We start from the raw sequence: 18,868 nt of genomic DNA, 5'->3' as shown, positions 1-18,868 counted from the left end.
TCGCAGGCAAACGTTTCCCTGATTGTGGATTAATCGCTTGATTGCTCATCAAAGCTGCGTATAATGCCAGCCGTTTTGCCGGGAGGAAATATGGTCAATTGCGTACGACATTGCTGTGTCTTACCGCGTCTGAAAGCAGGCGCTGGCCTGGCGTTTTTCTTTCCGTTGCTCAATGAATTCTCGAAGCCCCTTATTTAAGGGGCTTTTTTTTTGCTCAGGCGTCAGGAGATAAGCATGGCTAACCCGCTATATCAAAAACATATCATTTCCATAAACGATCTCAGCCGCGAAGACCTCGAACTGGTGCTGGCGACGGCCGCAAAGCTGAAAGCCAATCCGCAACCCGAGCTGCTGAAGCATAAGGTTATCGCCAGCTGTTTCTTTGAAGCCTCCACCCGTACTCGCCTCTCTTTTGAAACCTCCATGCACCGCCTCGGCGCCAGCGTGGTCGGCTTCTCCGACAGCAGCAACACCTCGCTCGGTAAGAAAGGCGAAACCCTGGCCGACACCATTTCGGTGATCAGCACCTACGTCGACGCTATCGTGATGCGCCATCCGCAAGAAGGCGCCGCGCGTCTGGCAACCGAGTTCTCCGGCGGCATACCGATTCTCAACGCCGGCGACGGCGCCAATCAGCATCCAACGCAAACCCTGCTCGACCTGTTCACCATTCAGGAAACTCAGGGCCGCCTTGAGAACCTCAATGTCGCGATGGTCGGCGATCTGAAATATGGCCGTACCGTACACTCGCTGACCCAGGCGCTGGCGAAATTCAACGGCAACCGCTTTTACTTCATCGCCCCGGACGCGCTGGCGATGCCGCAGTACATTCTCGATATGCTGGATGAAAAAGGCATCGCCTGGAGCCTACATAGCGCCATCGACGAAGTAATGGCTGAGGTCGATATTCTGTATATGACTCGCGTGCAGAAAGAGCGCCTGGACCCATCGGAATACGCCAACGTGAAGGCGCAGTTCGTGCTGCGGGCCGCAGATCTCGAAGGCGCGCGCGCCAATATGAAAGTGCTGCACCCGCTGCCGCGCGTTGATGAAATCACCACCGATGTCGATAAAACGCCGCACGCCTGGTACTTCCAGCAGGCAGGCAACGGCATCTTCGCCCGCCAGGCGTTACTGGCACTGGTATTGAATAGCGAGCTGGCACAGTAAGGGGGATTGAGAGATGACACACGACAATAAACTGCAAGTAGAAGCCATTAAACGCGGCACCGTAATCGACCATATCCCGGCCCAGGTCGGCTTCAAGTTGTTGACCCTGTTCAAGCTGACCGAAACCGACCAGCGCATCACCATCGGCCTGAACCTGCCGTCCGGCGAGATGGGCCGTAAAGATTTGATTAAAATTGAGAACACCTTCCTGACCGATGAGCAGGTCAATCAGCTGGCGCTGTATGCGCCGGACGCAACGGTTAACCGTATTGATGATTACGAAGTAGTGGGCAAATCCCGCCCGAGCCTGCCGGAGCGCATCAACAGCGTGCTGGTCTGTCCGAACAGCAACTGCATTAGTCACGCTGAGCCGGTTTCGTCGAGTTTCGCAGTGAAAAAACGCGCCGATGACATTGCACTCAAATGCAAATACTGTGAAAAAGAGTTTTCCCATTATGTGGTGCTGGCCAACTAATTGCGGTTGGTATTAATACCGGCCCTCCCTATAATGGCTACGACCTAATTACTGCAGTTCATCTGGAGATATTATGAGCAAAACTATTGCGACGGAAAAAGCACCAGCAGCTATTGGCCCTTATGTACAAGGCGTTGATCTGGGTAGCATGATCATCACTTCCGGCCAGATCCCAGTAGACCCGAAAACCGGCAGCGTGCCGGAAGATGTCGCCGCGCAGGCGCGTCAGTCCCTGGACAACGTAAAAGCTATCGTTGAAGCCGCTGGCCTGAAAGTGGGCGATATCGTGAAAACCACCGTTTTCGTGAAAGATCTGAACGATTTCGCCACCGTGAATGCCGCGTATGAAGCGTTCTTCACCGAGCATAACGCCACTTTCCCGGCGCGTTCCTGCGTAGAAGTCGCGCGTCTGCCGAAAGACGTGAAGATTGAGATTGAAGCTATCGCGATCCGTCGCTAAGCGCTTCTCTGCCCTCACCCCAGGCGCTTGCGTCATCCGCGGGGTGAGGGAAATGCCCTATTTTATCTTCGTTGCCCGCAGCAGTTTCTCCAGCGGATAGACCGCCGCAATCACCAGCTCATCCTGGGTTTTCGCCGCCGTATCCAGCTGCGCCTGGATTGAGGCGTACTCTTTATCGTCCAGCGTTCCCTGCCGCGCCACCAGATCGGTCAAGCGCAGCCCGAGGCTCGCCAGCTTATCAACCTGCTGCACCACCGGTTTAATCGCCGCCAGCTGATAGTTATTGTCAGTCAGCGCCAGCGCATCGCCGCTGTTGTTCTGCCAGCGGGTAAAGACGTGGCGCAGCGCATCGGCGCTCTCTGTATCTTCAGCATCGCTAATCAGCCGCTCCGCCCACTGGTTCAGGCTGCGTACGGTATCGCTCTCCGCCGGCAGCGCATCGGCCAGTCGGTTCAGCGGTTCAAATTGATGGTAATTGTTCGCCTGGAACTTGAGATGCTGACGGGTGTAGTAATGCGCCGGCTCCAACGCCTCGGCGAGGATCTGTAACGCCAGCGTATGGCTGCTGTTCGCCAGCCGGGTGAACTGCTCCAGCTGCTGAGCGTGCTGCTGCAGGCCGACGGAGACCGTTGACCAGCTGTCCATCGCCTGCAGGCGCTGATACATATTGTCGCTGTCTTTGACGTCTTCGGCCGACCACAACCGCTCCGCCACCGCAAAAGCGCGCGGCCACAGCTTGATATCGATGACCGGCGCGGCGACGTTTTCCGCCCACAGCGCCGCCTCGCCGCCGAGCAGATTCTTCTGTTGCTGCGCGTCGGGCAGCGTCGGCTGAATGCCCTGCGGTACGGCATCCAGCCGCTTGCCGTCAATGGGATAACGGGTGTTGCCAAGCAGGAAGTAGCCTGCGAGCTTGTCGTCGTTAATGGTTAGCACCGGGCGGGTCTCGCCCATCCAGGTATCAACGCGGAACGTGACCTGATTGTCGCCGAGCCATTCAATCTCCTGCACGGCACGCCGTGATTTCCCTTTAAAATCAATGAATCCACGCCAGCCGCTATCGCCTTTTACCAGCGTAAAGCTGCCCTCAACCGCGCTGCCCTTCAGGCGCGGCATCGAAAACTGCCAGCTCTGGGCGCTGTCGTTATCGGTAATCGTATCCACGCCGTTGAGCCCCTGCGGGATAATTTCATTACGATAGTGATAGGCGGTGTACTGCGGCTGGTCGAGATAAAAACCGGTGGAGAGAATGCCGCGATAGCCGTGTTTAGCGACGTCGCCTAATGCGTCCTGCCCCTGCCACGACTGAATCAGAATGCTCTTCGGTAAATCAGGGTGGTAGATTTCATCCCAGCCGACCATCTGCCGGTGATGTTTTTCGAGTAACGTCTCCAGGCGCCGGTTAAAGTACGCCTGTAGCGCGTGGCTGTCCGCCAGCCCCTTCTCTTTGAGGAATTTCTGAATGGCCGGATTGGCGCGCCACTGGCTGTCATCAACTTCATCACCGCCGATATGCAGATACGGATCGGGGAAGATAGCCGCCAGTTCGCTGACCATCGCCTCGGCAAACGCGTAGGTGGCCTCTTTTGTTGGGTCGAGTACCGGTTTCAGCACGCCCCAGTGGCGCTCCATCGCGTAAGGCCCCGGCGCGCTCATCAGCTCCGGATAAGCCACGGCGATCGCCGAGGCGTGGCCCGGCATATCGATTTCGGGCACCACGCGAATACCGCGCTCGGCGGCATAGCGCACAATGTCTTTCATCTGCGTCTGGGTATAAAACAGGCCGTCGCTGGCCTGCTGCTGCAGCTTCGGATAGCGGCTGGAGGCGAAGCGCCAGCCCTGATCGTCGGTCAGATGCCAGTGCAGTACATTAAGCTTCGCCGCCGCCATACCGTCAATCTGCCGTTTGATCGCCGACAGCGGCATAAAATGGCGGGCGGAATCTAGCAGCAGTCCACGCCACGGGAAGCGCGGCGCATCGTTAATGGCGACATAAGGAATGGTGGTGCCGTCAGGGCCGTTTTGTACCAGCTGTAGCAGCGTTTCCATGCCGCGCAGCGCGCCAAAACGCGTATTGGCTTTCAGGGTCGCGCCGTCTGCGTTAACGGTTAGCTGATAGCTTTCGTCGCTATCCGGCTGAGGCAGGAAAGGCACTTTTTTACTGACGATCACGTTAATGGTTGGGCTTTTCGCCGGCGCCGTCTGCGGCTGAAGCGTCCAGCCGGTTTGCCGCGCAAGACGTTCGCGCCAGCGGTTTGCCGCCTCGCCAAGATCGTCGCCGCTGACGTTGATCGTCAGCTGGTTATTCAACGCCAGCGCCCCCTGCGCCTGCGGGCGCTCCACATGGGCGGGCCACGGTATCAGCGGCAGATCGCCCGCCGGGGCGGCAAGCGCCATACTGCTCAGTAATATTCCGCCGGTCAGCAGACTGTAACGCACGGTGTTAATCATCAATGTTCCTTTTTATGACGGGCCAAAAAAAAGCAAAACATTGGGTTAACATGCGCACAAAATTGCGTCAATACATGGTGATGACGGGCTTCACAACTTGATGAGATTTAAGAGAAATACCGGTAAGCCCCTCTGTCGAACGGCAAAGGGGCGAAACCACTACTGCCAGCCGTAACGGCGGCTGTAGAAACCTTTAACGGTCTGGGTCAATACCATGTAACCCGCCAGAATCGCCACCAGCCACGGGAAATAGCTGAGCGGCAGCGCCTGCAGCTGCAGGTAGCCCGCCAGCGGCGAGAACGGCAGCGCGATCCCCACCGCCATCACCAGCAGCGTCATCGCGAACAGCGGCCACGCGGCGCGGCTCTGGACGAACGGAATGCGGCGGGTACGAATCATATGCACAATCAGCGTCTGCGACAGCAGCCCTTCAATGAACCAGCCGGACTGGAACAGGGTCTGCATCTCGACGCTGTTGGCGTGGAACACCCACCACATCAGGCCAAAGGTGAGGATATCGAAAATCGAGCTGATCGGCCCGAAAAAGACCATAAAACGCCCGAGATCGGCCGGGTTCCAGCGCTGCGGTTTACGGATCTGCTCATCATCGACGTTATCAAACGGAATCGCCACCTGAGAGACATCGTACAGCAGGTTCTGAATCAACAGGTGCAGCGGCAGCATCGGCAGGAACGGCAGGAAGGCGCTGGCCACCAGCACGCTGAAGACATTGCCGAAGTTGGAGCTGGCGGTCATTTTGATGTACTTGAGCATGTTGGCGAAGGTGCGGCGGCCTTCGATAACCCCCTCTTCCAGTACCATCAGGCTTTTTTCCAGCAGAATGATATCCGCCGCCTCGCGGGCGATATCCACCGCGCCGTCAACGGAAATGCCAATATCCGCCGCGCGTAGCGCCGGGGCGTCGTTAATACCGTCGCCCATAAAGCCCACCACGTGGCCTTCTCGTTTCAGTAGCGTCACGATGCGCTCTTTATGCAGCGGCGCCAGGCGCGCGAACAGCGTGGTGCGTTTCGCCAGCGCCGCCAGTTCGTCGTCGCTCATGGCTTCAATCTGGCTGCCAATCACCACTTCGCCCGCATCCAGCCCCACTTCATGACACACTTTCGCCGCCACCAGTTCGCTGTCGCCGGTGAGAATTTTCACCGTAATGCCGCTGGCCTTCAGCGCTTTCAGCGCCGGGGCGGTGGTCTCTTTCGGCGGATCGAGGAAGGCGATGTAGCCTTCGAGGATCAGGTCGGATTCATCCGCACGCTGATAGTCGCCTTCCCGCGCCGGCAGGTATTTGGTCGCCACCGCCACCACCCGCAGCCCCTGACGGTTCAGGGTATCGGTCACCCGGCGGATACGGCGCAGCATGGTGTCGTCCAGCGGTACGATTTCACCGTTGTAGCGCACCTGAGTCGAGACGTTGAGGATCTCCAGCAGCGCCCCTTTACAGATCAGCTGATGCGCCTCGTCCTGCTCTTTTACCACCACCGACATGCGGCGGCGTTCGAAGTCGAACGGGATCTCATCCACCTTCTGCCAGCGCTCCGCGAGACCGCGAGCGGCATCCAGCTCCACGCCTTCCAGCACCGCGGTGTCGAGCAGGTTTTTCAGCCCGGTCTGGTAATGGCTATTGAGCCAGGCGGTGTGCAGGACTCTCTCGCTGGATTTACCGGAAACATCGGTATGGTTCTCCAGCACGATTTTATCCTGGGTCAGGGTGCCGGTTTTATCGGTGCAGAGGATATCCATCGCGCCAAAGTTTTGAATGGCGTCGAGGTGTTTGACGATCACTTTTTGTTTTGACAGCTTCACCGCCCCGCGCGCCAGCGTCGAGGTGACGATCATCGGCAACATCTCCGGCGTCAGGCCGACCGCCACCGACAGCGCGAACAGCGCCGCTTCCCACCAGTCGCCTTTGGTGTAGCCGTTGATCAGCAGCACCACCGGCGCCATCACCAGCATAAAGCGGATCAGCAGCATGCTGACCCGGCTGATGCCTTTCTGGAAGGCGTTCGGCTCGCTTTCCTGCTCGCTGACGCGCCCGGCAAGCTGGCCGAACCAGGTGTTGCCGCCGGTGGCGTAGACGATAGCCTGCGCCGAGCCGCTCACCACGTTGGTCCCCATAAAGCACAGGGTGTCGCATTCCAGTGGATTGGTTTGTAGCGGATCGCGGGTGCGCGCGACTTTCTCAACCGGCAGCGATTCGCCGGTCAGCGAGGCCTGAGCGACAAACAGGTCGCGCGCCACAATGATGCGCAGGTCCGCCGGGATCATATCTCCCGCCGATAGCCTGACGATATCGCCCGGCACCAGTTGGTCGATGGGCAGTTCGAGCCAGCGGCTCTCGCCCTGCTCGTTGATAACCCGCAGCACCGTGGCGGTATTGCTGACCATCGCCTTCAGCGCATCCGCCGCTTTGGTCGAGCGCGCTTCCTGGATGAAGTTAAGCAGCGTCGAGATGCCGACCATCAGCGCGATAACGCCCGCGGCGAATAGATCTTCAGTTGAATAGGAGACGATGCCGAGCACCGTCAACAGCAGGTTGAACGGGTTACGATAGCAGGTCCACAGATGAACCCACCACGGCGACGGCTTCTGCGCCGGGATTTGGTTATCGCCGTGCAGGGCGATTTTCGCCGCCACTTCGGCGTCGTTCAGCCCTTCAGGGTGGCTATCGAACGCGCGCCAGATCTCCTGCTCATCCATAGCCGCGACGTCCAGACAGCGCTTGCCGAGTGAATCCGGGATCGGCGCGCTGGCCAGGTTACGGGCATCGGGCAGCGGATCGCGCTGGATCAAACGATGTGGTAAATGACGGCTAAGCTGCGCGAACAGCTGCCGGGTAAAATTTTTCAGCATAAACAGTCCCTCCGCGCTCGCGCGAGCGAACGCAGCGTTGCCAACAGGCGTGGCAAAGCCTTACCTGTCAGGCATTATTTTTATAGGGCAGGGACATCGAGGACGTCACTGCTTTACGCTTTCCGGTAAAGCAGTGCTAAACAGGCTTACCGGAAAGAAAGGTTGCTCCATCGAGGATGAGGAGTGGGATCGGGGTCCATAAAATTCTCCGGTAAGTAACTCAAGACGGCGCGGAGTATACCGCGACCAGGAAACTATTTGTGGCTATTATGGCTATCATACCGTCCGGCAACTAAACCGGACATCAACCAGTCTTTGCTCATTGAGGATTCGTTGAGTAGCATTAGACTCACTCAAATCGGACGACGGCGAGAACCTCGTATGCAAAACCGGCTAACAATCAAAGATATCGCGCGTTTAAGCGGCGTCGGAAAATCGACGGTCTCGCGCGTGCTGAATAACGAAAGCGGCGTCAGCGAGCGTACCCGCGAACGGGTGGAAGCGGTGATGCAGCAGCACGGTTTCTCCCCTTCCCGCTCCGCCCGCGCCATGCGCGGTCAGAGCGATAAGGTGGTGGCGATTATCGTCACCCGTCTGGATTCGCTGTCGGAAAATTTAGCGGTGCAGACCATGCTGCCCGCCTTTTATCAGCAGGGCTACGATCCTATCATGATGGAGAGCCAGTTTTCCCCGGCGCTGGTGGAAGAACATCTGGGCATGCTCGCCCGGCGCAATATCGACGGCGTGGTGCTGTTCGGCTTTACCGGTATTAGTGAGGAGATGCTCGCGCCGTGGCGCGAAACGCTGGTGCTGCTGGCGCGCGATGCCCCCGGCTTCGCTTCGGTGTGCTATGACGATCATGGCGCGATCAAGTTACTGATGCAGCGTCTCTATGAGCGCGGGCACCGGCATATAAGCTTCCTCGGCGTGCCGCACAGCGACGTCACCACCGGGGAACGCCGTCATCAGGCGTATCTCGATTTCTGCGCGCAAAAGAAGCTCACGCCAACCGCTGCGCTGCCGGGACTGGCGATGAAGCAGGGGTATGAAAGCGTTGCCAGCGTGCTGACTCCCGAGACCCGCGCGCTGGTCTGCGCCACCGATACTCTCGCTCTCGGCGCCAGTAAATATCTGCAGGAACAACGTATTGAAACTTTACAGCTCGCCAGCGTCGGCAGCACGCCGCTGATGAAGTTTCTGCATCCGGAGATCCTCACCGTCGATCCCGGCTACGCCGAAGCCGGGCGCCAGGCGGCGCAGCAGCTGATCGACCAGATCGCCGGCCACGCCGAACCCCGCCAAATCGTCATTCCCGCTGCCCTGAATTAATCTCGTTCGGGCGATTTATGTGATCTTCGCCGACTTTCGGGAACGTTCCCATTTTGCATTGCCAACGGAACAGTTAGGATGCATGCAAGTTAAAAACGGCATCTCTCCCCTCTGTTTTTGAGGCTTCATCATGAGCAAAGTAAACCAGCAGGACATCGATAAACTGATCGAACTGGTGGGCGGGCGCGGCAACATTGCCACCGTCAGCCACTGTATTACCCGTTTGCGCTTTGTGCTAAACGATCCGGCCATCGCCAAACCGAAAGACATTGAGCAGTTGCGCATGGTGAAGGGATGCTTCACTAACGCCGGGCAGTTCCAGGTGGTCATCGGCACCGAAGTCGGCGATTACTATAAGGCGCTGCTGGCCACCACCGGCCAGGCGTCCGCCGACAAAGAGCAGGCCAAACAGGCCGCGCGGCAAAACATGAAGTGGCACGAACGGTTGATCTCGCACTTTGCCGAGATCTTTTTCCCGCTCCTGCCGGCGCTTATCAGCGGCGGTCTGATCCTCGGTTTCCGTAACGTCATCGGCGATCTACCCATGAGCAACGGCCAGACCCTGGCGCAAATGCACCCGTCGTTGAAAACGATTTATGACTTCTTGTGGCTGATTGGCGAGGCTATCTTCTTCTATCTGCCGGTGGGGATCTGCTGGTCAGCGGTGAAGAAAATGGGCGGCACGCCGATCCTCGGGATCGTGCTTGGCGTCACGCTGGTCTCTCCGCAGTTGATGAACGCCTACCTGCTCGGCCAGCAGGTGCCGGAAGTGTGGAACTTCGGCCTGTTTACCATTGCGAAAGTCGGCTATCAGGCGCAGGTGATCCCGGCTCTGCTGGCGGGGCTGGTGCTGGGCTTTATCGAAACGCGCCTCAAGCGCATCGTGCCTGACTACCTCTATCTGGTGGTGGTGCCGGTGTGCTCGCTGATTCTGGCGGTGTTCCTTGCCCATGCGGTTATCGGCCCGTTTGGCCGTCTAATCGGCGACGGCGTGGCCTTCGCGGTGCGCCATTTGTTAACCGGCAGCTTCGCGCCGATCGGCGCCGCGCTGTTCGGCTTCCTGTATGCGCCGCTGGTAATAACCGGCGTACATCAGACCACTCTTGCTATCGATATGCAGATGGTACAGAGCATCGGCGGTACGCCGGTATGGCCGCTGATTGCGCTATCTAATATTGCTCAGGCATCGGCGGTGGTCGGCATTATTATTGCCAGCCGTAAACAAAATGAACGCGAAATTTCGGTACCCGCGGCGATCTCCGCCTATCTCGGGGTCACCGAACCGGCGATGTACGGCATCAACCTGAAGTACCGCTTCCCGATGCTGTGTGCGATGGTCGGATCCGGCCTTGCTGGCCTGCTGTGCGGCCTGAACGGCGTGCTGGCGAATGGCATCGGCGTCGGCGGCCTGCCGGGCATCCTGTCAATTCAGCCAAGCTACTGGCAGGTCTACGCCACGGCGATGGCCATCGCCGTGGTAGTGCCGATTATCCTCACCACCGTGGTTTATCAACGCAAGTACCGTCAGGGCACCTTGCAGATTATCTAACGTCTTCTTTCGGGGCGCGGCTTGCGCCCCCTATATTCGCAGGAACGTAATATGAATACCCTTCCCCGCTGGTGGCAAAACGGCGTTATTTATCAAATCTACCCGAAGAGTTTTCAGGACACCACCGGCAGCGGTACCGGTGATTTACGCGGCGTCACCGCCCGTCTCGACTACCTGCAAAAGCTCGGCGTCGACGCTATCTGGCTGACGCCGTTCTACGTCTCGCCACAGGTGGACAACGGCTATGACGTGGCGAACTATACCGCTATCGATCCCTCATACGGCACGCTGGAGGATTTCGACCAACTGGTCGCCGGAGCGAAAGCGCGCGGTATCCGCATCGTGCTGGATATGGTGTTTAACCATACCTCGACGGAACACGAATGGTTCCGCCAGTCGTTAAATAAGGCGAGCCCGTATCGCCAGTTCTATATCTGGCGCGACGGCGAGCCGGGAGCATTGCCGAATAACTGGCGTTCGAAATTCGGCGGTAACGCCTGGCAATGGCATGCGGAAAGCGAACAGTATTATTTGCATCTTTTCGCCACCGAGCAGGCGGATCTCAACTGGGAAAACCCGACGGTACGCGCCGAGCTGAAAAAAGTCTGCGAGTTCTGGGCCGATCGCGGCGTTGATGGCCTGCGCCTCGATGTCATCAATCTTATCTCCAAGGAGCAGGACTTCCCCTCCGATACCGTTGGCGATGGACGCCGCTTCTACACCGATGGCCCACGGGTTCACGAGTTCTTGCAGGAAATGAGCCGCGATGTTTTCACTCCGCGTAACCTGATGACCGTCGGCGAAATGTCTTCCACTTCGCTTGAACACTGCCAGCAGTACGCCGCGCTGGACGGACGCGAACTGTCGATGACGTTTAATTTTCATCACTTAAAAGTCGATTATCCCGGCGGCGAAAAATGGACCCTCGCTCGTCCGGACTACGTGGCGCTGAAAGCGCTATTCCGCCACTGGCAGCAAGGGATGCATAACCGGGCATGGAATGCGCTGTTCTGGTGTAACCACGATCAGCCGCGCATCGTGTCGCGCTTCGGCGACGAGGGCGAGTACCGGGTGCCGGCGGCGAAGATGCTGGCGATGGTACTGCACGGCATGCAGGGCACGCCCTATATCTATCAGGGCGAAGAGATTGGTATGACCAACCCGCATTTCAGCAATATCAGCGATTATCGCGATGTGGAAAGCCATAACATGTTTATCGAGCGCGCGGCGCAGGGGCAAAGCCCCGATGAACTGCTGGCGATTCTGGCCAGCAAATCGCGCGACAATAGCCGCACGCCGATGCCGTGGCACGACGGCGATAACGGCGGTTTCAGCGATGGAAAACCCTGGATCGCGTTGGGTGATAACTATCGCGAGATTAACGTCGAGGCGGCGCTGGCGGATCCGGAATCGGTGTTTTACACCTATCAGCAGCTGATCGCGCTGCGAAAAACCACGCCGGTGCTGACCTGGGGGGATTATCAGGATCTGCTGCCGGACCATCCGTCGCTGTGGTGTTATCGCCGCCAGTGGCAGGGGCAGACCCTGGTGGTGGCCGCCAACCTGAGCCGTGAGTTCCAGCCGTGGCAGCCGCCGGAGATGTCCGGCGACTGGCGGGCGCTGATTGGTAACTATGCGGAAACGTCCAACCGCCCGGCGGCAATGACGCTGCGGCCGTTCGAAGCGGTATGGTGGTTGCAGGCGTAAAGCTTTTCCCCGGTGGCGCTACGCTCACCGGGGCTACCGGTTCGTGGGGCTGGAGTTTACGCGCGGTCAGCGTCAGGAAGGATAACGCTCTCCTGCGGCTGCGCTGAGGCGTGCTCCTCTTTGGCCTTCAGCCGATCCCAGGCGCGGAAGAACGGATAGTAGACCACCAGCGAAATAGTTAAATTCACTACCTGCAGTATGGTGCCGGAAATATGGCCGCCGGTCGCCAGATAGCCGCTGATGAAGATCGGCGTAGTGAACGGCAGCGCGATTCCGGCCGGCGGCGCAACCAGCCCGGTCGCCATTGCGGTATAGGACACGATCACCAGCAGCACCGGCGTTAAAATAAACGGCAGGAAGAAGTACGGGTTCATCACCAGCGGGATGCCGAACACCATCGGCTCGCTGATGTTAAACAACGCTCCCGGCGCGGCAATTTTCCCCAGCTGTTTCATCTGCTGACTACGGCTGCGCAGCAACATAAATATCACCAGCCCCAGCAGCGCGCCGGTGCCGCCGGGCGCAATCCACAGATCGTAAAATTGCTGGGTAATGATATGCGGGATCGGCTGGCCGTTCTGAAACGCCGTCAGGTTCTCTGACATATTCGACAGCCACACCGGCTGGATAAATACCAGCACAATCGCGTCGCCGTGCAGGCCCAGCGTCCACAAAATACCGATCACTATCACCGAAATAATCATCCCCGGCAGCGTACCGCCGACGTGGTGCATCGGAATACCGATCAGGGTGGCAATCATGCTGTTGATGTCGCCGAACGGCGAGGCCTCAACCGCCAGGCGCAGCGCCAGCACCACCGCCAGAACACAGAAGCCGGGGATCAGAGCGAGGAAAGATTTCGCCACTGCCGGCGGCACGCCGTCAGGCATGCGGATAACGAGGTTACGGCTGGCGACCAAACGATAAATCTCCGTCGACAGCAGCGAAATGACAATAGCGACAAACAACCCCTGGCTGCCGACCATGCTCACCGGGATCACCCCTTTAATCACCTCCGCCGCGCCGTGTACCGGGGTAAAGAGGGTGTTCTGCGGGATAGTCATCACAAAGGCCACCAGCGACATCGCCCCGGCGCTCAGCGGGTCGATGGTGCGGTACTTCTCCGCCAGCCGATAGGCAATGCCGAAGCTGGAAATCAGCGCCATAATGTCGTAGGTCGCTTTCACCGGGTACAGCATTTTATCGCGCCAGACCTCGCCAAACAGGCCGCTCATCATGTCGGCATAGCCGGGGATCGGCAGGTAGGCGAAAATCAGGAAAAACGAGCCAATCAGCATAAACGGCATATTCAGAATGATGCCATCGCGTACCGACAGGACGTGCTTTTGCCCGGCGATTTTCAGCGCCGCCGGCATGACGTAACGTTCAATCCAGCTTGTATTCGACATGGTGTGCTCCCGAGGGAAATAGCGGTCAGTTAAATTGCGTCAGCCATTGACGGTTTATCGTTAACACTTCATCCAGCAGCGCCTGGGCATCGGTGACATTACCGACCAGCGGGTTAGCCACTAGCGCCAGCAGCGCGCTCTCGCGGCAGCCGTGTACCGCGGCTTCGATCGTCAGCCGTTCAAAGGCCTTTACCTGCTGCGTCAGGCCGTTCATCGCCGGCGGCAACGGGCCGAACGCCAGCGGCCGCGCCCCTTGCGCATCGATAATACTGTTGGTTTCCACCACCGCATCATCATCAAGGCCGTGAATCGCGCCGTTGTTGCGGGTGTTTACCACCATCTCCGCGCCCAGGTTGTTGTGAATCGCGTTAATAAGCTCAACGGCCACTTCCGAGTAGTAAGCGCCGCCGCGAAAGCTCAGCTGCTCTGGTTTTTCTTCCAGCTGCGGGTCGGCGTACAGCGCAAACAGCTCCTGCTCGACCTTCATCACCTGCTCGGCGCGGGTGCCTTTGGTTTTCGCTGCGGCGATCTCTTCCGCCAGCATCGCCGGCGTCAGCCAGAAATAACGATGATAAGGGCACGGAATCGCCTTTAGCGCGCGGAGGAATTCCGCCGGCCACGGCAGTTCTTTAATGTTGTTCATCGACAGCGCCTTACCGTCGCAGAGCATATCGATCACTTTACCGGTGACATCCTCGCGCCCCTGTAGCACCTTATGCACCCAAACCATATGGTTGAGCCCGGCAAAGCGCAGTTTTACTTCGGACTCCTGCGCGCCCAACATGCCGACGATCATGTGCTGCATGTTGATCGGCACGTTGCACAGGCCGATGATCTTCGCCTTGCTGTAGCGGCTGACCGCCTCGGTGACGATCCCCGCCGGGTTGGTAAAGTTAAGAATGAACGCTTCCGGCGCCAGCTGTTCCACTTTGCGCGCAACTTCGAGGATCACCGGGATCGTCCGCAGCGCCTTGGCGAACCCGCCGACGCCGGTGGTCTCTTGGCCCAATAGATGATATTTGAGACCCAGCCGTTCATCCGCGGCGCGCGCCGCCAGTTGCCCGACGCGTAGCTGCGTCAGCACAAAGCTGGCGCCGCGGATCGCCTCATCGAGCGTAAAGTGGACGCTGACCGCCACCTGCTCCAGCCCTTTATGTTTCAACATCCGCCGGGCCAACGCGGCAATGATCTCAACTTTTTCCCTGCCGGATTCGACATCCACCAGCGCCAGCTCGGTGACCGGAAGCTGCTCATAACGAACGATAATCCCTTCAATAAGCTCCGGCGTGTAGCTGCTGCCGCCGCCGATAACGGCGATTTTCAGTGCTTGCATAGTGACCTCTATTCGCATTTTTCGGCATGCAGATCGCCGCGCGCGATCGCCAGGACCGCGCGTGAGGGTGATAAAAACGGGATTAGAAAATTAGCGTTCGAGCAGGGCCAGCGCTTTATCCAGCACCGCGGCACCGCGCATCATGCCGTAGTCGGCCATATCGATCACCGCCACCGCTTTGCCCTGCGGGGCCGCCAGCGCGGTTAGCCGTCCGGCTTCGTATTTGACCTGCGGCCCGAGGAGGATGACATCGGCGTTCGGCAGTTCGCGTTCAAATTCCGCCACCGCCACCGCGTAGATTTCCAGCGCCAGCGCGCGCTGCTGGGCTTCCGCTTTCATTTTGTTCACCAGCATGCTGGTCGACATGCCTGCGGCACAACAGAGTACGATTCGTGGCATTGCGCTTCCCCTTTGCGTGTTTATCGCTTCAGCCCTCACGGCCTATGCGACTATATTGTTAATATTGTGTGATAGTGAAGGCTATATGAAAATAATTTTCACCGATGTGATCGAGGCTCAATTTTTGCGCACTATTTCTTCGTGCCATTGCGAAATATCGACGCCAGACATAGGAAATCGCCTGCGCAGATGCTATAAAAACGGCTATTCATTAAGTGAAAAATATTTTCAATTCCGGGTACTGCCAAAGGGAACATCAGGATGGATATCGTAGGTCAGCTACAGGAAGGATTGATCCGCTTTAGCGCTCAGGAGTCGCGCGTCGCCGCCTTTATTCTGGAAAATCTTAGCTTTACCGCCAGCGCCTCCATTGATGAGCTGGCCGCCAGCGCGGGGGTCAGCCCGGCCACCATCACCCGCTTCGCCCGTTCAGTGGGCTGTGATGATATTCGCGATTTACGTAAACAGCTGGCGCAGGCCAGCGAACGACGCACCAGCTGGCTCACGCCGGATAGCGCCGCCCTGCCCGTCGCCTGGCGCGACAAACTTAGCAGCCTCGGCGATACGCTAACCCGCCAGCTCGGCCACACCGCCGAAGCGGCGGTGGAGAAGTGCAAATCGCGCCTGCTGAGCGCCCGCGCGGTGCATTGCTTCGCCCTCGGTGCTCAGGATGTGGCGCTGGCGGCGCTGCTGCAGCACCAGCTGCTGCCATCCGGCATCGCGATTAATCTCTGCCAGGATGCGGCGCTGATGCGAATGACCGCCAGTACCCTTAATGACGATCACCTGCTGCTGGTGCTGGCCACCGCCGAAGCCAATACCGTATTGCAGAGCGCGACGCTGCAGGCGCGTACGCAAGGGGTGACGATTATCGCTCTGACCCCGGAACAGCATGCGCTGGCCGATATGGCAAGCGCCGTGCTTCCGCTGCCAGCCAACCCGCTGCATGCCCGCTACGCCCTGCTGCTGCTGGTCGATCTGCTTAACGATACATTGATTGCCTGAATATTCTGCCCGTTCCTTTAGCGTTCGGGCCCAATTTTTGCTTATATTTTAAGCGCCTAAATTTACATTTACGCCAGCGCCCATCATCCGTACTCTCACCTTTTTACCTTGTTCTGGGTCAATAAAATCGCAAACATCTTTGATGCAAATCACTACATATAGAACTTAAAATGCGCCCCGGCCCTACATATTGTATTAATCGTCTATTATGTCACCATATCTTGTCGTTGTTGGGCGGTGATGAGATGTGGATAAAAAGGGCCGGATCCGAAGGCAAACGCCGCTACTCGTAGCGTGGCGCGCTTTTGGGAGACCTTCCGCCTCTGTGGATAACCTGTTCTATATATGGAGTGATCATGACACCGCATGTGATGAAACGTGATGGCTGTAAAGTGCCGTTCAAGTCAGAGCGCATTAAAGAAGCAATTCTGCGTGCAGCTAAAGCAGCGGGAGTCGATGACGCAGACTATTGCGCCACCGTCGCAGAAGTCGTTAGCCAGCAAATGCAGGGCCGCGCGCAGGTCGATATCAACGATATCCAGACCGCCGTGGAAAACCAGTTGATGTCCGGCCCGTGGAAACAGCTGGCGCGCGCCTATATCGAATATCGCCACGATCGCGATATCGAGCGTGAAAAGCGCGGCCGTCTGAACCAGGAAATTCGTGGTCTGGTCGAGCAAACCAACTCATCGCTGCTCAACGAGAACGCCAACAAAGACAGTAAAGTGATCCCGACCCAGCGCGATCTGCTGGCCGGTATCGTAGCCAAACACTATGCCCGTCAGCATCTGCTGCCGCGCGATGTCGTACAGGCGCACGAGCGCGGCGAGATCCACTACCACGATCTCGACTATTCGCCGTTCTTCCCGATGTTCAACTGCATGCTGATCGACCTGAAAGGCATGCTGACGCACGGCTTTAAAATGGGCAATGCCGAAATTGAGCCGCCGAAGTCTATCTCTACCGCCACCGCGGTCACGGCGCAGATTATCGCCCAGGTCGCCAGCCATATTTACGGCGGCACCACCATTAACCGTATCGATGAAGTGCTGGCGCCGTTCGTCACCGAGAGCTTCAAAAAGCATCGTAAAATTGCCGAAGAGTGGCAGATCCCGGACGCCGAAGGCTATGCGCGTACGCGTACCGAGAAAGAGTGCTACGACGCGTTCCAGTCGCTGGAGTATGAGGTCAACACGCTGCATACCGCCAATGGCCAGACGCCGTTCGTCACCTTTGGTTTTGGCCTCGGCACCAGCTGGGAGTCGCGCCTGATCCAGCAGTCGATTCTGCGCAACCGCATCGCCGGCCTCGGCAAAAACCGCAAAACGGCGGTATTCCCGAAACTGGTCTTCGCTATTCGCGACGGCCTGAACCATAAGTTCGGCGATGCGAACTATGACATCAAACAGCTGGCATTAGAGTGCGCCAGCAAGCGCATGTATCCGGATATTCTCAACTACGATCAGGTAGTAAAAGTCACCGGGTCGTTTAAAACGCCGATGGGCTGCCGTAGTTTCCTCGGGGTGTGGGAAAACGAGAACGGCGAACAGGTACACGATGGGCGCAACAACCTCGGCGTTATCAGCCTGAACCTGCCGCGTATCGCGCTGGAAGCGAAAGGCGACGAAGCGGCCTTCTGGTCGCTGCTGGACGAGCGCCTGCTGCTGGCGCGCAAAGCGCTGATGACCCGTATCGCCCGTCTGGAAGGGGTGAAAGCCCGCGTCGCGCCGATTCTGTATATGGAAGGCGCCTGCGGCGTGCGTTTGAAAGCCGACGACGACGTCGCGGAAATTTTCAAGAACGGCCGCGCGTCCATTTCCCTGGGCTACATCGGGATTCACGAGACCATCAACGCGCTGTACAACAATCAGCATATGTACGATAGCGAAGCGCTGCGTGAAAAAGGCATCGCCATCGTTCAGCGTCTGCGCGACGCCGTTGAACAGTGGAAGGAAGAGACCGGCTACGGCTTCAGCCTGTACAGCACGCCGAGCGAAAACCTGTGCGATCGCTTCTGCCGACTCGATACCGCCGAATTCGGCGTGGTACCGGGCGTGACCGAGAAAGGCTACTACACCAATAGCTTCCATCTCGACGTCGAGAAGAAGGTTAACCCGTACGACAAGATCGATTTTGAAGCGCCGTATCCTCCGCTGGCCAACGGCGGCTTCATTTGCTACGGCGAATATCCGAATATCCAGCATAACCTCAAGGCGCTGGAAGACGTGTGGGATTACAGCTATCAGCACGTACCGTATTACGGCACCAATACGCCGATCGATGAATGCTACGAGTGCGGTTTTACCGGCGAGTTCGAGTGCACCAGCAAGGGCTTTACCTGCCCGAAATGCGGCAACCACGACGCCGCCCGCGTATCGGTGACCCGCCGGGTATGCGGTTATCTCGGCAGCCCGGACGCGCGTCCGTTCAATGCCGGCAAGCAGGAAGAAGTGAAGCGCCGCGTGAAGCACCTGGGCAATGGACAGATCGGTTAAAGACCAATGCGCTTTTCCCGGATAGCGGCGCGCAGCGCCTTATCCGGGCTACCACTACTACTGTCGTAGCCTGGCCGAGCGCAGCGACGCCGGGAAATGGCCCCACTCCTCCGTTTTCGCAAAGCAATTAACGTCAGAGCAAGGCGGCAAACGAAGGAATCCCCAGGAGCGTACATTCAGTACGTGACTGGGGTGAGTGAGCGCAGCCAACGCCGCTA

At 58.1% G+C, this 18,868-nt stretch carries 15 protein-coding genes; 9 read left to right on the top strand and 6 right to left on the bottom strand.

All coding sequences use genetic code 11. The annotated features are described in order from the left end of the window. The first annotated feature begins 63 nt into the window (after nucleotides 1-63). From PGR29_RS22295 to ridA, 4 genes are all read left to right on the top strand, one after another. Entirely contained in the window at nucleotides 64-198 is a 135-nt protein-coding gene (locus PGR29_RS22295) for a pyrBI operon leader peptide (RefSeq protein ID WP_072201274.1), read from the top strand. Nucleotides 199-234: 36 nt separating this feature from the next. Further along, complete coding sequence (gene pyrB / locus PGR29_RS22290; protein ID WP_087858340.1) at nucleotides 235-1,170, top strand: aspartate carbamoyltransferase; 936 nt, start codon at nucleotides 235-237, stop codon at nucleotides 1,168-1,170. A gap of 13 nt (nucleotides 1,171-1,183) precedes the next feature. Then, nucleotides 1,184-1,645 (top strand): aspartate carbamoyltransferase regulatory subunit, encoded by a 462-nt coding sequence (gene pyrI / locus PGR29_RS22285; protein ID WP_015368555.1) that lies wholly within the window; start codon nucleotides 1,184-1,186, stop codon nucleotides 1,643-1,645. A gap of 73 nt (nucleotides 1,646-1,718) precedes the next feature. Beyond that, nucleotides 1,719-2,105 carry a 2-iminobutanoate/2-iminopropanoate deaminase gene (gene ridA, locus PGR29_RS22280; RefSeq protein WP_020079786.1) on the top strand — a complete coding sequence of 129 codons (387 nt, stop codon included), beginning with the start codon at nucleotides 1,719-1,721 and terminating at the stop codon, nucleotides 2,103-2,105. A 57-nt stretch (nucleotides 2,106-2,162) separates the two neighbouring features. Here ridA and PGR29_RS22275 read toward each other — a convergent pair whose 3' ends face one another. The 3 genes from PGR29_RS22275 to mgtL form a co-directional block, all read right to left on the bottom strand. Continuing rightward, on the bottom strand, nucleotides 2,163-4,556 hold the full coding sequence (locus PGR29_RS22275; RefSeq protein WP_316425319.1) for a beta-N-acetylhexosaminidase: 2,394 nt from the start codon (nucleotides 4,554-4,556) through the stop codon (nucleotides 2,163-2,165). A gap of 159 nt (nucleotides 4,557-4,715) precedes the next feature. Further along, the gene (mgtA, locus tag PGR29_RS22270; protein WP_316425317.1) at nucleotides 4,716-7,424 is read right to left on the bottom strand and encodes a magnesium-translocating P-type ATPase; all 2,709 of its coding nucleotides are present in this window, start codon (nucleotides 7,422-7,424) and stop codon (nucleotides 4,716-4,718) included. Nucleotides 7,425-7,570: 146 nt separating this feature from the next. Further along, nucleotides 7,571-7,624 carry a mgtA regulatory leader peptide MgtL gene (gene mgtL / locus PGR29_RS24955; protein WP_219340445.1) on the bottom strand — a complete coding sequence of 18 codons (54 nt, stop codon included), beginning with the start codon at nucleotides 7,622-7,624 and terminating at the stop codon, nucleotides 7,571-7,573. 181 nt (nucleotides 7,625-7,805) lie between these two features. Between mgtL and treR the strand changes: the two genes are divergently transcribed. The 3 genes from treR (at nucleotide 7,806) to treC (ending at nucleotide 12,009) form a co-directional block, all read left to right on the top strand. Beyond that, nucleotides 7,806-8,753: a trehalose operon repressor TreR gene (treR, locus tag PGR29_RS22265; protein ID WP_087858337.1), complete on the top strand. Its 948-nt coding sequence runs from the start codon at nucleotides 7,806-7,808 to the stop codon at nucleotides 8,751-8,753. Nucleotides 8,754-8,883: 130 nt separating this feature from the next. Continuing rightward, nucleotides 8,884-10,302 (top strand): PTS trehalose transporter subunit IIBC, encoded by a 1,419-nt coding sequence (gene treB, locus PGR29_RS22260; protein ID WP_316425316.1) that lies wholly within the window; start codon nucleotides 8,884-8,886, stop codon nucleotides 10,300-10,302. Nucleotides 10,303-10,353: 51 nt separating this feature from the next. Next, nucleotides 10,354-12,009, top strand: coding sequence for an alpha,alpha-phosphotrehalase (gene treC / locus PGR29_RS22255; RefSeq protein WP_316425315.1), 1,656 nt, complete (start codon nucleotides 10,354-10,356; stop codon nucleotides 12,007-12,009). A 56-nt stretch (nucleotides 12,010-12,065) separates the two neighbouring features. Here treC and celB read toward each other — a convergent pair whose 3' ends face one another. The 3 genes from celB to PGR29_RS22240 form a co-directional block, all read right to left on the bottom strand. Beyond that, on the bottom strand, nucleotides 12,066-13,418 hold the full coding sequence (gene celB / locus PGR29_RS22250) for a PTS cellobiose transporter subunit IIC (RefSeq protein WP_015704207.1): 1,353 nt from the start codon (nucleotides 13,416-13,418) through the stop codon (nucleotides 12,066-12,068). Between the two features lie 25 nt (nucleotides 13,419-13,443). After that, the gene (locus PGR29_RS22245; RefSeq protein ID WP_032709707.1) at nucleotides 13,444-14,751 is read right to left on the bottom strand and encodes a 6-phospho-beta-glucosidase; all 1,308 of its coding nucleotides are present in this window, start codon (nucleotides 14,749-14,751) and stop codon (nucleotides 13,444-13,446) included. Nucleotides 14,752-14,841: 90 nt separating this feature from the next. Next, entirely contained in the window at nucleotides 14,842-15,150 is a 309-nt protein-coding gene (locus PGR29_RS22240) for a PTS sugar transporter subunit IIB (protein WP_020079792.1), read from the bottom strand. Between the two features lie 261 nt (nucleotides 15,151-15,411). On the opposite strand from PGR29_RS22240, the gene PGR29_RS22235 reads away from it, so the two are divergent. Beyond that, nucleotides 15,412-16,155 (top strand): MurR/RpiR family transcriptional regulator, encoded by a 744-nt coding sequence (locus tag PGR29_RS22235; protein WP_316425314.1) that lies wholly within the window; start codon nucleotides 15,412-15,414, stop codon nucleotides 16,153-16,155. A 356-nt stretch (nucleotides 16,156-16,511) separates the two neighbouring features. Beyond that, entirely contained in the window at nucleotides 16,512-18,650 is a 2,139-nt protein-coding gene (gene nrdD, locus PGR29_RS22230) for an anaerobic ribonucleoside-triphosphate reductase (protein ID WP_316425313.1), read from the top strand. Nucleotides 18,651-18,868 lie beyond the last annotated feature (218 nt).

The sequence above is a fragment of the Klebsiella sp. 141203 genome, assembly GCF_032601985.1.
Lineage (GTDB): Bacteria > Pseudomonadota > Gammaproteobacteria > Enterobacterales > Enterobacteriaceae > Klebsiella > Klebsiella aerogenes.
Note: the sequence above shows the minus strand (reverse complement) of the source record. Positions and strands in the feature narration are given on the sequence as shown.